Here is a 15,038-nt window from a genome sequence, read left to right on the forward strand (position 1 = left end):
CACCGTAGAGGAGATGTCACTCCGGGAAAGCGGCGGGTACTCAACCGTTACAGGGCCGGGCCGTGACCGGGCCGGGCATGCGAAGACGGCCGGGGTCGCCACCCCCCACAGGAGAGACCCCGGCCGTCGTCGAGTACGGACCGCCGCGCCGAGCGAGGCCCGTCACAATCCTCAGCGCCGGGAGGCCGAAAACTGTTACTCCCCCCTGCGCCCCCTGCTCCCACACCCCCTCCGCCCGGTCTCCGTCGCCCGTCCGCGTGTCCTCCCCGCCGTCTTCATCTCGGTAACTACCGCCCCGCCCGCATGGACGGGAGCGCACACTAGGTCGTAGCGTTCTGCTTCGCATCGACGCAGATCGAAGCATCATGGCGGGACCGCGCTCGGCCAGGAGCGCGGGCGAGCGCTACATCGCGAAGTGGGGCAGGACTAAGGCGTGCAGGGGGAAGACGCGGAACTCACCGCAGCGGTGCGGGCGGCGCGGGAGGGGGACGAATGCGCCTTCCGCACCGTCTACCGCGCCGTGCATCCCCGCCTGCTGGGGTACGTGCGGACGCTGGTCCCGGATGCGGACGCGGAGGACGTCGCCTCCGAGGCGTGGCTGCAGATCGCCCGGGACATCGGCCGGTTCGACGGGGACGCCGATCGCTTCCGCGGCTGGACGGCGCGGATCGCCCGCAACCGTGCGCTCGACCACATCCGGGCGCGGGGGCGGCGGCCCGTCTCCAGCCCGGTCGACGACGACAACGAGCTGGCGGTGCTGCCCGCCGGATCCGACACCTTCGACGAGGCCCTGGAGTCGATCGGCACCGGGCACACCATGGCCCTGATCTCCCGGCTGCCGCGCGACCAGGCCGAGGCCGTCGTGCTCCGGGTGGTCGTCGGCCTCGACGCCAAGGGCGCCGCACAGGTGCTGGGCAAGAGGCCGGGCGCGGTGCGCACCGCCGCGCACCGGGGTCTGCGGAAGCTGGCGGAGCTGCTGGAGGGGGAGGAAGGGGTCGGTGACGGGGTGCCCGCACCCAGGGCCGGAGCCGCACGGAGTGTGACGGAAAAGGCCAGACGGACGCTGAGGGAAACGTGAGGGCCGACGACCGGTACGACTGGCTGGACGAGGAGACCGCGGAGCGTCTGCTGCGCGGACGGTCGGCCCACCCCCCGCTGTCCGCGGACGACCCGGGCGCGTCGGCACTGGCCGAGGCCCTCGAAAGACTCGCCGCCGTCCCCACGACCGCTGCCGCCACAGCCGGTCCTGCCGCCGTGCCCGGCGCGCGTGACGACGGTGAGCTGCCCGGGGAGGCCGCCGCGCTGGCGGCCTTCCGGGCGGCCCGCGTACGGCCCGGAGCCGTGGCCGCCGAGCGCCGCGGCCGTCTGCGGTCGCTCGGCCGCCCCCTGAGGGTGGGTCTCGCCGCGCTGGCACTCGGCGGCGTGCTCGGCGGGGTCGCCATAGCGGCCGGCAGCGGGGTGCTGCCCGCGCCGTTCGGCGGAGGGAACGGATCACCCGCCCCGGCGACGAGCGTGTCCGCCGAGCCGGACGGGCTCCTCCCGCCGCCGGCCGGCACCGCCGACTCCCTCTCCGGCCGCCCGGGCGCGGACGGCGGGCGGGAAGGCGAGGAGCGCGGCGGCCCGGGAGCCCCGGGCGAAGGCGATCCGGCCGGCGCCGGCCCCGGCGGGCGGTCGGCGGAGAGCGGCTCGCCCGTCCCGGGGAGGGACGGCGCGGGCGACCGGGCCGGGGATCCCACCACCCGGTCCCCCCAGGCGGAAGCGCGCCTCGAGGAACTGTGCGAGAAGTTCCTGGACGGCGAGCTGGGCCGGCGGGAACGGGCCGAACTGGAGCGGGCCCTGGGAGGCCCGGACCGGGTGGAAGGCCACTGCCGCCGATCCGGCGCGGCGGCCGGCGGCGCCGACGGCGGTGCGGGCGGCGGTTCCGCCTCGGGCGGTTCCTCCGGTGGGAGCACCTCGGGCGGGAGCACCTCGGGCGGTTCCTCCGGCGGGAGCACTCCCGGTGGATCGTCCGGCGGGTCTTCCGGCACGGGCGACTCCGCGGGGCCCGCCACGGGCGGCCAGGACGGCACCGGGGACGGCGCCGAGGGCGGGGACGCCGTCCCCGAGGAGAGCGGCGACACGCTGCCCGGGGAGGAGGGCGGCGACACCTTCCCCGCCGACACCGGGAAGGCCGGCCCCACCGGTCCCGCCGAGCCCGGAGGGCTCCCGCAGATCCCGGACGCGTCCCGGGGCGCCGCGACGGCCGTTCCCACGCCCTGAGCCCTGGCCGGGTCCACGCCCCGGAGGGCGTGCCGGGAGCCGTGTGACCGGCGTCACCGGGTCCGCCGCCCGGGGGGTGTGACACTTTTCGGGCCGCGGACGCAGTACAGAACAAGCCGACTGGTCATCGGCGAGCGCGCCACCCAAGGTTCCCCCCGTACCTGCGGGATGCGCGTAGCGCGGGCGGGGCACGTTCCCCCGGCCCCGCCCGCGCCTCTTCACACCGGCCCGCGCCCCGTTCCGGAGGGCGCCGGAGACGTCAGTAGACGATCACCTTCTCGCCCACCCTCACCTGCTCGAAGAGCGCGGCGATCCTCTCCCTGTCCCGTACGTTGACGCAGCCGTGCGAGGCGCCGTTGTAGCCGTTGGCGGCGAAGTCCGCGGAGTAGTGCACCGCCTGGCCTCCGCTGAAGAACATCGCGTACGGCATCGGGGTGTCGTAGATCGTGGAGTGGTGGTCCCGGCTCTTGAAGGTGACGCCGAACTCGCCCTCGCGGGTCGGGGTGAGCTCCGAACCGAAGCGCACGTCCATCGCGGAGACGACCTTCCCGTCGATCATCCAGGCCAGCGTCCGGCTCTCCTTGCTGATGCACAGCGCCCGGCCCGTCAGGCACCTCGGGTCGGGGTCGGATATCGGCCGGGTGGTGGGCGGGTACAGCTCCGCCCGCGTGGGGGTCCTCGTCCGCGCCGTCAGAGCGCTCCAGGTGTCCCGGGTGACCTGGCCGTCCGCCGTCAGACCGCGCCGCTTCTGGAAGGCGGAGACGGACGCGGTGGTGACCGGGCCGTAGTAGCCGGTCGGGTTGAGGTCGAAGTGCCCGGCCTGGCGCAGCCGCGCCTGGAGTTCGCGGACCCGTTCGCCCTGCGCCCCCTCGCGCATCATCGGCGCGGGCGGCGGAGCGGACGTCGGCGGCGCGGGCGGCGAGGCGGTCACCGGCGGCGCCGCGGCCGGCGGCGCCGAGGTGCCCGGTGCCTCCTCCCGGCTCGCGGACGGGGCGGACGGCGTGGACGGCGCCGTCGCCGTGGGCGTCGGCGCGGGCGCAGGCGTGCTCCGCGTCACGGACGGTGCGGGCGGCGGTGCCGTGACCGCCGCGGGCACCCGTGACTCCGAGTCCGTCTGCTGCACCGTGCACCCCGCCCCCAGCAGCACCGCGGCCGCCGCGGCGAGCGCGGTGCGGCCCACCGATCCGTGCGACATGGACTCCCCCCGGGACATCGAAACCCCCTCGAACCCGCCGGACCTTCACCGGTCTTCCCCACCTGTGTGGATTCCCGGCAGCCAGACTGCCCGAACCGCGGACTTCCGGCCACCCCCCGGCGGTTCCGCGCGCGGCACCCGCGCGAGCCCGTCCGCGCACCACCCCGCTCGTTTGTGAGCAAGGTCCCAGGCTGTGGCTCTCCCGCCGCTCTCCCGCCGATCGCTACAGTCCGTATCGGACAGGGCGACGAAACGGGAGGCACCGAACATGGCACGCGAGACTGGCCGCGGAGCTGGCGAGGCCCGGCTCACCGAGAGCGGGCTGCCGATCGAGCCGGTCTACGGACCCGACTCGCTCCGGGACTGGGACGCGGAGACGAAGCTGGGCGAGCCGGGTTCGTACCCGTACACGCGTGGCGTGTACCCGACGATGTACACCGGGCGGCCGTGGACGATGCGCCAGTACGCCGGCTTCGGCACGGCGGTGGAGTCCAACGCCCGCTACAAGCAGCTGATCGCCAACGGCACCATGGGCCTGTCGGTCGCCTTCGACCTGCCGACCCAGATGGGCCACGACTCCGACGCCCCCATCGCGCACGGCGAGGTCGGCAAGGTCGGCGTGGCGATCGACTCGATCGACGACATGCGGGTGCTGTTCGACGGCATCCCGCTGGGCGAGGTCTCCACCTCGATGACGATCAACGCCCCCGCCGCCGTCCTGCTGCTGCTCTACCAACTGGTGGCCGAGGAGCAGGGCGTGCCGTCGGAGAAGCTGACGGGCACCATCCAGAACGACGTGCTCAAGGAGTACATCGCCCGCGGCACCTACATCTTCCCGCCCAAGCCCTCGCTGCGGCTGATCGCGGACATCTTCAAGTACTGCAGGGCCGAGATCCCGCGCTGGAACACCATCTCCATCTCCGGCTACCACATGGCCGAGGCCGGGGCGACGCCCGCGCAGGAGATCGCCTTCACCCTCGCCGACGGCATCGAGTACGTGCGCACGGCGGTGGCGGCCGGGATGGACGTGGACGACTTCGCCCCGAGGCTGTCGTTCTTCTTCGTCGCGCGCACCACGATCCTGGAGGAGGTGGCCAAGTTCCGCGCCGCCCGCCGGATCTGGGCGCGGGTGATGAAGGAGGAGTTCGGGGCCAGGAACCCCAAGTCGATGATGCTGCGCTTCCACACCCAGACCGCGGGCGTGCAGCTCACCGCGCAGCAGCCCGAGGTGAACCTGGTGCGCGTGGCCGTCCAGGGCCTGGGCGCGGTGCTGGGCGGCACCCAGTCGCTGCACACCAACTCCTACGACGAGGCCATCGCGCTGCCCACCGACAAGTCGGCCCGTCTGGCGCTGCGCACCCAGCAGGTGCTGGCCTACGAGACCGACGTGACCGCGACCGTCGACCCCTTCGCCGGTTCGTACGTGGTGGAGTCGATGACCGACGAGGTCGAGGCCGCCGCGCTGGAGCTGATGGGCAAGGTCGAGGAGATGGGCGGCGCGGTCAACGCCATCGAACGCGGCTACCAGAAGGGCGAGATCGAGCGCAGCGCGTACCGCATCGCCCAGGAGACCGACTCCGGCGAGCGGGTCGTCGTCGGCGTCAACCGGTTCCAGCTCGACGAGGAGGAGCCGTACGAGCCGCTGAGGGTGGACCCGGCCATCGAGGCCCAGCAGGCCGAGCGGCTGGCGCGGCTGCGCGCCGAGCGCGACCGGGCGGCCGTGGACGGTGCGCTGGCCGAGCTGCGCAAGGCGGCCGAGGGCAGCGACAACGTGCTGTACCCGATGAAGGAGGCGCTGCGGGCCCGCGCCACCGTCGGCGAGGTCTGCAACACCCTGCGGGAGGTGTGGGGCGCCTACGTCCCCACCGACGCCTTCTGACCGCGCCCCGTCGCGGGGCCCGCCGGGCGGGCCCCGCCGGGGGTGTCAGAGCAGGCCGAGCCCGGTGACGATCACGGAGACCAGCACGGTGAGCGTCCAGCCGAGCGCCTGCTCGACCAGCTTCTCGCGGTCCTCCTCGGAGGGTCCGCCGGTACGGAGCCAGGGTGCCGGGATCCTCGCCGCCGTCGTGTGGCCCATGGTGTGTCCTCGTCTCGCCTCGTGGCGCGCCGGGATGCGGGGCACCGGTGCGCCGTTGGTGTACCTGTGTCCGTGATCGCCGCGAATGGGCGTCGCGGATCTCCAGGATGAGGGGAGCCGCACCGTTTAAACAGAGACGCAGATCACCCCGCGGCCGGGCACCGGTGGGCGATCCGCCCCCAACACACCGTCCACGCTGCGGTGATGGGCCCGGCGGAGCCCGGGCGGCCGTACGGCTGTGACGAACGACACGCGCCGGGCCGGCCGTACGGGCCGCTGCGCGGACCCCCGTACGAGTCCCTGCACGAGCCCCTGTGCGAGTCTCCGTGCCGGTTCCCGGAAGGATGCCTTCCGCACGGTCCGTTCACCGGCGCGCCCTCCGCCCCAGCGCGCGGGCCCGCCGCGCCGCGCGCCGCACGGCCGGGTTGCGGACGACCGGCCCCAGCCCGGTGGGGAGCCCGCCGGGCAGGGCGAGGGAGGCCAGCAGCCGGCGCGGGAACCAGCGCCGCACGCGCTCCTCGGGGTGGGCGGCCAGGAAACGCTCGGTCTCACCGCGCAGCCCGGGGTTGACCCGCGGCTGCGCGCAGAACGCCACCGCCCGCACCAGCCCGGCCAGTTCGGCCGTGTCGGCCGGTTCCGGCCCGCCGGGCGCGCCGCCTCCGCCGGCCCCGTCCGGCAGCAGCGCGTCCGCGATCACCGCCGCGACCGGCCCGCCCCCCTCGTACGCGGCCGCGCCGGCGGGCGGGGCGGCCGTACCGCCGTGGGAGGCGGGCAGGCCGTGGAGCGTGCTCGCGGCCAGCAGCGCCCCGAAGGAGCGTCCGGTGACCAGCGCCGGGCGCAGCCGCTCGTACAGCGCCTCCACCGGCTGCGCGCCCTGCGGCTCGTACAGCTCCAGGCCCAGCTCCGCCGCCCGCCGCGCGATCCCCCGCACCCGGTGCGCGGGGGCGGCGGGGTGGGGCGCGAGGACCACCGCGCGGTGGCCCGCCTCCCGCAGACCGCCCAGCAGCCGCCCGTACACCCGCTCCTCCTCGCCCGGAGGGAGTGCGCCGGGAGCGTGCGGGTCCTGTCCGAGCAGCACCGCCGCCCCCTCCGGTGCGCCCGGGTCCGGCAGTTCCCGCGCCGCCCGGGCGGCGACGGCCCGCAGCGCCCGGCCGGGCACCTCCTCGGCCGGGACGCCGAACTCCGCCAGCAGCAGCGGCCGCAGCCCGGGCACCAGGCCGGGGTGGAGCAGCCGCCGCACCCGGGTGCCCACCAGCGGGTCCAGCCGGCCGGGGGTGGGCCCGTAGGCCGACAGCCCGGTGGCGTACACATCCAGCGGGGCGTCGGGGAAGATCCGGGCCAGCGCCTGCCCCGGGCCGGCCTCGACGCCCTCCACCACCAGCTCGACCGCCGCGTCGCCCAGCCCCCACAGGGAGCGCAACTGCCTCTCCCACAGAGGCGCGTCGTCGGGGCGCGGCGTCCAGGCGCCGGGGTGGAGCGGGGCGACGGCGGCGTTCCAGGACAGCACCCGGCCGAAGCGGTCGCGCAGCGGCCGGAAGCCGGGCAGGGCGTCCGGGGCGGGGACGGTCTCGGGGACGGGGGCGGTGTTCGCGACCAGCAGCAGCCGCTCGCGGGCCGTCCCCAGCAGGCCCGCGTCCGCCGCGGCGGCCAGCAGCGCCGCGCCGTGCGGGGTGGAGGCCACCAGCAGCCGTACGGGGGAGGCGTTTCGCGGCGCGGTCATCGGGCGGCCTCCGTCGGGGACGCGGCGGGGCGGCGGCGCAGCCGGCGCAGCCGCGCGGCGCGCTCGGCGTCCATGGAGTCCAGCGCCTGCGAGACCAGGTCGCCGGGCATCCGGCGCAGGGCCGCCGCGCAGCGGGCGCGCAGGGTGCGGCGCAGCCGCGGCTCGAAGCGGTCGCCGGTCAGATGGTGGTGGATGACCGCGCAGTAGGTGCGCACGGCCTTCGGCAGCAGCGCGGCGGCGTCCCGGTCCCTGGAGGTCTCCTCCACCAGCAGGTCGTAGGCGCGGAGGAAGTCGAGCTGCCGCTCGTCGCCGGTCCGGGTGAGCGAGGTGGCCACCCCGCGCCGGTAGAAGACGCCCGTCAGGCCGACCACGGCGAAGGACGCCGCCTCGCGGTGCAGCCGCCAGATCCAGGGCCGGTCCTCGGCGGTGTGCAGGCCGTCGTCGAAGCGCAGCAGGCCGCGGTCCAGCAGCCGCCGGTGGTAGACGCCCGCCCAGGCGTAGGCGTAGTCGACGGCGGTGGTGCGGTGCGCGGGGAGGATGGCGTCGCGCGGGTCCAGCACGGTGCCGCGGCGGCCCTCGGGGGCCCGGGCCAGGGTGCGTCTGCGGCCGGTGCTGCGCACATGGTCGGTGCGCAGGAAGTCGCAGCCCAGCGACTCGGCGGCGGCGAGCAGTTCGCGGTAGTGGCCGGGGGCCGTCCAGTCGTCGCCGTCGAGGAAGGCGACGTACCGTCCGCGCGCCGCGTCCAGGCCGGTGTTGCGGGCGCGGGCCACGCCGCCCTGCCGCCGGTGGCGTACGACGACCGCGCCGGGGATTTCCTTTTCCGCGCGTTCCAGGAGTTCCGAGGTGCCGTCGGTCGAGAAGTCGTCGACCAGAATGAATTCGATGTCCCCCTTTCCGAAGTCCGCCGAGTTGGCGCGCAGACTCCGGAGCGTATCGGGGGCGTACGGCCGAACATTGCGGAACGGCACGATGACGGAGAGCTTGACCACTCCGGAGAGGTTAGGGGCCCGATCGCCATCGGTGCTGTCCAGGGGCGTACGGGCGGGTGAAATCGCGGTGGCGGAACGGTGAACCCCGCTTTCCGGAAGGCCGGTTGGCCTTCCGTCGGTGTGCTGTTAACCGTCTGTTGTGTTTGCGTTGGGCCGAGAATCGGAATGTCTTTCTAGCGTCATCGACGTGCCATCACGTACCGCTTCGGATTCCCCGGACAGCGTCTCGGGCAACGCAACGCGTATCGCCGTGCTCGCCGATTCCGACACCCGCTGGAAATGGGGTGCGCTCACCGCGCACCGCATCGCCCCCGGCGCGCGCATCGACGGACTGCTGCTGCGCGGCCGGGCCACCCCGACCGCCCGCCAGCTCGACGAGGTGGGCGTGCGCGCCGCCTCGCTGCGCGAGGTGACGGCCGCGGAGTTCCTGCGGGAGGCCGACCGCGACGCGTACGACGTGGTGGTGCTCTCCTGCGTCGGCGGCACCGTCCAGGCGATGCTGCACGGCCTGTCCCACAGCCTGGGCGGGAGCGGGCGCCGCCCGGTCACCGTCACCGGCTACGTCGGCGTCGTCTACGAGAAGCTCGCCGACGGGCTGCTGCTGCGGCACGGCGCGGACGTCGTCCTGGCCAACTCCGCCCACGACGCGGAGCGTTTCCGCGCGGTCTACGAGGGGGTCGGCGCCGACGCCGGCGGCGTCGTGGAGTGCGCGCTGCCCTTCCTCGGCGGCGAGCCGTACCGGGAGTCGGACGAGCGGCCGTACACGGTCGTCTTCGCCGTCCAGCCGTCCGTCCCCGCCTCCCGCGCCGACCGCGAGTACCTGCTGCGCCGCGCCGCCGGGCACGCCCGCCGCCACCCGGACCGCGAGGTGCTGGTCAAGCTGCGCAGCAGGCCGGGCGAGCACACCACGCACATCGAGGAGCAGCCCTACCAGAAGCTCGCGGCGCGGATCCCCGGCGGACTGCCGGACAACTGCCGCCTGGTCTACGGCCACATGGGCGAGGTGCTGGACCGCACCGACCTGCTGGTCACCGTCAGCTCCACCGCCGCCCTGGAGTCGCTGCACCGGGGCATCCCCACCGCCGTCCTCACCGACCTCGGCGTCCGCGAGGCGCTGGGCAACCACCACTTCGTGGGCTCCGGCTGCCTGGCCTCCTGGGACCAGCTCGACTCCGGGCTGCTGCCGAAGGCCGACCCGGCGTGGACGGCCCGGCAGGGCGTCGCCGCCGACGGCCTCTACGAGGCGGCCTTCGACGCCGCCCGCGAACGCGTCGCGGACCTCCTCGCCCGCCCCGCCCTGCCGCCGATCACCCCCTACTACACGCTCGCCACCGCCCCCGGCTACCTCCCCGGCATCCTCGCCCGCCACGGGCTCGACCCCTCGGGCGCGCCCCGGGCGGGAGGGGAGACCGGCCGTCCGGCCTCCGGGCTGCGCCGGGCCGTCCGGGCGGCCGTGCGGGACGCGGCGCGCGGGGCGTACCGCCACGGCGTCCAGCGCGTGGCGCCGGTCATCCGCCGGATGGGGGAGCTGTGAGCGCGCCCGACACCCCCCGAACCCCAGACCGGCAAGGAGCCGCCCCCGTGTCCCCCGCAACCCCCGCCGCGCCCGGCACCCCCGTCGTCCTCGCCGTGATCCCCGCCCGCGGCGGATCCAAGGGCGTGCCCGCGAAGAACCTCGCCACCGTCGGGGGAGTGCCGCTGGTCGTCCGCGCGGTACGGGAGTGCCTGGCCGCGCGGGGCGTGACGCACACGGTCGTCTCCACCGACGACGAGGCCATCGCCGAGGCCGCCCGCGGCGCGGGCGCCGAGGTCGTGCGGCGGCCCGCCGGCATAGCGGGCGACACCGCCACCAGCGAGGCCGCCGTCCTGCACGCCATGGACGTCCACGCCCAGCGGCACGGACGGGAGGCCGAGGTGGTGCTGCTGGTGCAGTGCACCAGCCCCTTCCTGACCCGCGAGGACGTCGAGGGCGTGGCCGCCGCGGTGGCCGGCGGCGCCGACAGCGCGCTGACCGTCGCCCCCTTCCACGGCTTCGTCTGGCGTGACGGCGCTGACGGCACGGACGGCGGGCACGGCGTCAACCACGACAAGGCGTACCGCCCGCGCCGCCAGGACCGGCCGCAGGACCTGCTGGAGACCGGCGCCGCGTACGCGATGCGCGCCGGCGGCTTCCGCGAGGCCGGGCACCGCTTCTTCGGCCGCACCGAACTGGTGCGGACCGACCCGGCGCGCGTGCTGGAGGTCGACGACCCGCACGACCTCGCCCGCGCCCGCGCACTCGCACCGCTGCTCGACGGCGGGACGGACGGGCGCCCCGGCGCGCTTCCGGCCCGCGACGACGTCGACGCGGTCGTACTCGACTTCGACGGCACCCAGACCGACGACCGGGTGTACGTCGACTCCGACGGACGGGAGACGGTCGCGGTCCACCGCGGCGACGGGCTCGGCATCGCCGCCCTGCGCCGCGCCGGACTGCCGCTGCTGATCCTGTCCACGGAGGAGAACCCGGTGGTCGCCGCACGGGCCCGCAAGCTGCGGATCCCCGTGCTCCACGGCGTCGACCGGAAGGACCTCGCCCTCAAGCAGTGGTGCGAGGAGCAGGGCATCGCGCCGGAGCGCGTGCTCTACGTCGGAAACGACGTCAACGACCTGCCGTGCTTCGGCCTGGTCGGCTGGCCCGTCGCCGTGGCCAGCGCCCACGACGTCGTACGCGGCGCAGCCCGCGCGGTCACCTCCACTCCCGGAGGGGCCGGTGCGATCCGCGAGATCGCCTCGTGGATCCTCGGAAAGGAACTGTCTTGAGCATGACCAGCCCCCGCCTCCGTACCCTCGGCGCCAAGACCGTGGGCCCGGGCCACCCGGTCTACGTCACCGGCGAGATCGGCATCAACCACAACGGCGACCTGGAGAACGCGTTCGCGCTCATCGACGCCGCCGCCGACGCCGGCTGCGACGCCGTGAAGTTCCAGAAGCGCACCCCGGAGGTCTGCACCCCGCGCGACCAGTGGGACATCGAGCGCGACACCCCCTGGGGCCGGATGACCTACATCGACTACCGCCACCGCGTCGAGTTCGACGAGGAGGGCTACCGGGCCATCGACGCCTACTGCAAGAAGAAGGGCATCGACTGGTTCGCCTCCCCGTGGGACGTGGAGTCCGTCGCCTTCCTGGAGAAGTTCGACGTGCCCTGCTACAAGGTCGCCTCCGCCTCCCTGACCGACGACGAGCTGCTGCGCGCCATGCGCGCCACCGGCCGCACCGTCATCCTCTCCACCGGCATGTCCACGCCGAAGCAGATCCGGCACGCGGTGGAGGTGCTGGGCAGCGAGAACATCGTGCTGTGCCACGCCACCAGCACCTACCCGGCCAAGGCCGAGGAGCTCAACCTGCGGATGATCCACACCCTGCAGGCCGAGTACCCCAACGTCCCGATCGGCTACTCCGGCCACGAGACGGGCCTGCAGACCACGCTGGCCGCCGTCGCGCTGGGCGCCGCCTTCGTCGAGCGCCACATCACCCTGGACCGCGCGATGTGGGGCTCGGACCAGGCCGCCTCCGTCGAGCCGCAGGGCCTGCAGCGCCTGGTGCGCGACATCCGCACCATCGAGGAGTCCCTCGGCGACGGTGTGAAGCGGGTCTACGACAGCGAGATCGGGCCGATGAGGAAGCTGCGCCGGGTCAAGGGCGTCGTGGCCGAGGCCGAGGAGGCCGCCGCCGGCCGCGAGCCGGCAGCGGTCTGACGGGAACGACGGGCTGACGGGGCGATCACGGTGAGCGCAGGCGCAGTCCCCGGCGGGACCCCGGGAGGGGTCCCGCCGCAGCCGGCCCGGAGGACGGGCGCGGCCGAGGCGCGTCGGGGGGCGCGCCCCGGCCGCTTCCCCCGGGGCCCCGAAGACCCCGGCCGCTCAGGGCGCACCGGGCGACGTTCGGGCACCCTCGCCTTCGTCGAGAGCCCGGTGCAGCTCCTCAACGTCCTGGAGTGGGCCCACACCGCGTACCGGGGGGACCGCCCGGAGGGTGCGGGGGAGGGGAGCGGCGACCTCACCGTCGTCGTCCTGCCGCCGCGGGAGGCGATGACGCGCGGCCAGCTGCGGCGGATGGCCGAGCTGGCGCGCGACGAGGGGATCGCGGTCCGCTGGGAGGAGGCGCGCGGCGGCGCGGGCGCGCCGCTGAGGACGGTCGCCTCCCTGCTGGGCCCGCTGCGCCGCGCCGAGCGGATCGTGGTGGGCGACCCGTTCTCGCGGTACGTGCAGCTGCTGCTCTCCCTCGCCCGCACCGAGGGAGCCGCACCGGACGTACCGGGGGGTGTGGTGGTGGTCGACGACGGGACGGCCACCATGGAGTTCGTCACCCAGCTCGCCCGCGGCGAGCGCCTGGTGCGCTGGCACCGCAAGGGGGCGGGGGGAGCGCGCGCCGCGCTCTTCGCGCCCGTCTCCGCCTCCGCCCGCCGACGGATGACGCCGTCGGCACACCGGCGGGTCGAGGTGTTCAGCTCGATGCCGGTCGAGGCGCCCGAGCACGTGCCGGTCGTCCGCAACGACTTCGCCTGGACCCGCGCCCGCTTCGGCCCGCCCGCGCTCACCGGCGGCACCGATCTGGTGGGCACCTCGCTGGTCGAGACCGGTGTGGTGGACCCCGAGCGCTATCTGGAGGCCGTCGCCTCCCTGGCCCGGGCCCACGGCGCCACCCGCTACTTCGCCCACCGCCGCGAGAGCGCGCGGAAGCTGCACCGGATAGCCGCCGGGACGGGGCTGGAGATCGTACGGCCGGACCTCCCCCTGGAGCTGGTCGCCCGCCGCGGCCCCATCGGCCGCACCATCCTGAGCTTCCCCTCCACCGTCGTCCACACCCTCCCGCTGGCCCTGGCCGGCACCGGGGTGACGGTGGCGGTCTGCGACGTGGACCCGGCCTGGCTGACGGAGGGCGCCTCGCCGCGCGCCCGGGGGTTCCTCTCCGGCGTCACCGGCACCGCACGGGGGGTACGGCGGCTGCCGTCGGCCCCACCCGCCTCGTGATCGCGCTCCGTCCCACATACCGGAACGGGCCGGGCCGGACGGAATCCGAGGTCATACCCATCCGCACCAGGCCGTATGCGACCCCCGATCCGTTTTTTCTCCCCTACGGAGGGTGAACTTTCACCGTTCTCTCTGCACACGGCTGTCACCTGGGCTTACCCTCGACAGGGTGAGCCAGTTGTTGTCGCCAGAGTCCAGTATCCGGACCACCGGTGAGACGCCGCTGCCCGGCGCCGTGCCGGAGGCCCTCCGTGCCGAGCTCATCGCCTTCCGCCGGGACCTGCACATGCACCCCGAGCTGGGCCACCAGGAGTTCCGGACCACCGCCGCCCTGAAGGAGCGGCTGGAGAAGGCCGGGCTCACCCCCCGGGTACTCCCCGGCGGCACCGGGCTGATCTGCGACATCCACCCCGGCGGGGCGGACGCCAAGCGCGGCGTGCGCCCGATGCTGGCGCTGCGCGCCGACATCGACGCGCTCCCCATCCCCGACACCAAGACCGTCCCGTACCGCTCGACGGTCCCGGACCGGGCGCACGCCTGCGGCCACGACGTGCACACCACCGCGGTGCTCGGCGCCGGCCTCGTCCTGGCCGACCTGGCGCGCCGCGGCGGGCTGCCGCACTCGGTGCGGCTGCTGTTCCAGCCCGCCGAGGAGGTGCTGCCGGGCGGCGCGACCGACGCCATCGAGGCCGGGGTGCTGGAGGGCGTCGGCCGGATCGTCGCCGTCCACTGCGACCCCAAGGTCGAGGCCGGGCGCATCGGCCTGCGCGCGGGCCCCATCACCTCCGCCTGCGACCGGCTGGAACTCTCCCTCGACGGCCCCGGCGGCCACACCGCGCGCCCGCACCTGACCACCGACCTGGTCACGGCGGCGGCCAAGATCGTCACCGAGGTCCCGGCGGTGCTCTCCCGCCGTGTGGACACCCGCGCCGGGCTCGCCCTGACCTGGGGGCGGCTGGAGGCGGGGCACGCCCCCAACGTCATCCCGCAGCACGCCGAGCTGTCCGGCACCATCCGCTGCCTGGACCTGCCCGCCTGGCGGATCGCACCCGACCTGGTGCACGCGGCGATCGACGAGGTCGCGACGCTGCACCGCGCCAAGTTCGAACTCAACTACATCCGCGGCGTCCCCCCGGTGGTCAACGAGCGGACCACCGCCGAGCTGCTGCGCGACGCCATGGTCGCCCGGCGCGGCCACGGCTCGGTCGAGGACACCGAACAGAGCCTGGGCGGCGAGGACTTCTCCTGGTACCTGGAGCACGTGCCCGGCGCGATGGCCCGGCTGGGAGTGCGCCCCCCGGGCGACCGCGCGCCGCGCGACCTGCACCAGGGCGACTTCGACGTCGACGAGAGCGCGATCGCCGCGGGCGTGGAGCTGTTCACGGCCGCCGCCCTGCTCGACGCCGAACGCGAGTAGGGCGCGGCGCCCGGGGCCGTACGTCCGGGGCGGGACGGCGGAGGCGGGACTGGACGGCCAAGGGCCGCCGCCCTGCGGGCGGTTGCCCGGCCCCGGCCGGGAGGGAGCCGGTGCGCAGCCGGCACGTGACCAGTCTCACGCCGCTGCCCGGCCGCCGGACGGTGGGGTGTCCGGCCCCGGCCCCCGCTCCTCCCGCGCGGTGCCCGGATCCGCGGCGTCCTGCCCTCCGGCCCCCGCGGCGGCAGGGAAAGCGCAGGTGGGGTGGGGGCCGGACGGAAAGCCGAGGCCCGGCGCCGCCACCGGCGGACCGGGACGGCGCACCCCGCCCGCGGTGCCCGGCACCCCGGAGGAGGCCCCCGCGTCACC

12 protein-coding genes are annotated in these 15,038 nt (G+C 75.3%); 8 read left to right on the plus strand and 4 right to left on the minus strand.

The genetic code is table 11. The features are described from left to right. Positions 1 to 433: 433 nt before the first annotated feature. Together BMY40_RS20095 and BMY40_RS20100 are read left to right on the plus strand one after the other, a co-directional pair. Complete coding sequence (locus BMY40_RS20095; RefSeq protein WP_093661597.1) at positions 434 to 1,078, plus strand: RNA polymerase sigma factor; 645 nt, start codon at positions 434 to 436, stop codon at positions 1,076 to 1,078. After that, the gene (locus BMY40_RS20100; RefSeq protein WP_093661599.1) at positions 1,075 to 2,259 is read left to right on the plus strand and encodes a hypothetical protein; all 1,185 of its coding nucleotides are present in this window, start codon (positions 1,075 to 1,077) and stop codon (positions 2,257 to 2,259) included. The genes BMY40_RS20095 and BMY40_RS20100 overlap by 4 nt, the downstream gene beginning before the upstream one ends. 259 nt (positions 2,260 to 2,518) lie before the next feature. Here the strand turns inward: BMY40_RS20100 and BMY40_RS20105 are convergent, their stop codons facing one another. Then, entirely contained in the window at positions 2,519 to 3,454 is a 936-nt protein-coding gene (locus BMY40_RS20105; protein WP_093661601.1) for a L,D-transpeptidase family protein, read from the minus strand. 268 nt (positions 3,455 to 3,722) lie between these two features. Here BMY40_RS20105 and BMY40_RS20110 point away from each other — a divergent pair, with 268 nt between their 5' ends. Further along, entirely contained in the window at positions 3,723 to 5,333 is a 1,611-nt protein-coding gene (locus BMY40_RS20110) for an acyl-CoA mutase large subunit family protein (protein ID WP_093661603.1), read from the plus strand. 45 nt (positions 5,334 to 5,378) lie between these two features. Here the strand turns inward: BMY40_RS20110 and BMY40_RS27570 are convergent, their stop codons facing one another. The 3 genes from BMY40_RS27570 to BMY40_RS20120 form a co-directional block, all read right to left on the minus strand. After that, positions 5,379 to 5,531 (minus strand): SCO1431 family membrane protein, encoded by a 153-nt coding sequence (locus BMY40_RS27570; RefSeq protein ID WP_107436782.1) that lies wholly within the window; start codon positions 5,529 to 5,531, stop codon positions 5,379 to 5,381. Positions 5,532 to 5,895: 364 nt separating this feature from the next. Further along, positions 5,896 to 7,251 (minus strand): hypothetical protein, encoded by a 1,356-nt coding sequence (locus BMY40_RS20115; protein ID WP_093661605.1) that lies wholly within the window; start codon positions 7,249 to 7,251, stop codon positions 5,896 to 5,898. After that, the gene (locus tag BMY40_RS20120; RefSeq protein WP_093661607.1) at positions 7,248 to 8,240 is read right to left on the minus strand and encodes a glycosyltransferase family 2 protein; all 993 of its coding nucleotides are present in this window, start codon (positions 8,238 to 8,240) and stop codon (positions 7,248 to 7,250) included. The genes BMY40_RS20115 and BMY40_RS20120 overlap by 4 nt, the downstream gene beginning before the upstream one ends. A gap of 250 nt (positions 8,241 to 8,490) precedes the next feature. Here BMY40_RS20120 and BMY40_RS20125 point away from each other — a divergent pair, with 250 nt between their 5' ends. From BMY40_RS20125 to BMY40_RS20145, 5 genes are all read left to right on the plus strand, one after another. Further along, positions 8,491 to 9,774 (plus strand): DUF6716 putative glycosyltransferase, encoded by a 1,284-nt coding sequence (locus BMY40_RS20125; protein WP_245770208.1) that lies wholly within the window; start codon positions 8,491 to 8,493, stop codon positions 9,772 to 9,774. A 47-nt stretch (positions 9,775 to 9,821) separates the two neighbouring features. Beyond that, positions 9,822 to 11,042 carry an acylneuraminate cytidylyltransferase gene (locus tag BMY40_RS20130; RefSeq protein ID WP_093661609.1) on the plus strand — a complete coding sequence of 407 codons (1,221 nt, stop codon included), beginning with the start codon at positions 9,822 to 9,824 and terminating at the stop codon, positions 11,040 to 11,042. 2 nt (positions 11,043 to 11,044) lie between these two features. Further along, positions 11,045 to 11,980, plus strand: a complete 936-nt coding sequence (locus BMY40_RS20135) for an N-acetylneuraminate synthase family protein (protein ID WP_093661611.1) — start codon at positions 11,045 to 11,047, stop codon at positions 11,978 to 11,980. A 216-nt stretch (positions 11,981 to 12,196) separates the two neighbouring features. After that, positions 12,197 to 13,255, plus strand: coding sequence for a hypothetical protein (locus BMY40_RS20140; RefSeq protein WP_093661612.1), 1,059 nt, complete (start codon positions 12,197 to 12,199; stop codon positions 13,253 to 13,255). Between the two features lie 169 nt (positions 13,256 to 13,424). Further along, entirely contained in the window at positions 13,425 to 14,672 is a 1,248-nt protein-coding gene (locus tag BMY40_RS20145) for an amidohydrolase (RefSeq protein WP_093661614.1), read from the plus strand. The last annotated feature ends 366 nt before the right edge of the window (positions 14,673 to 15,038 follow it).

The sequence above is a fragment of the Streptomyces radiopugnans genome (assembly GCF_900110735.1).
Taxonomy (GTDB): Bacteria; Actinomycetota; Actinomycetes; order Streptomycetales; family Streptomycetaceae; genus Streptomyces; species Streptomyces radiopugnans.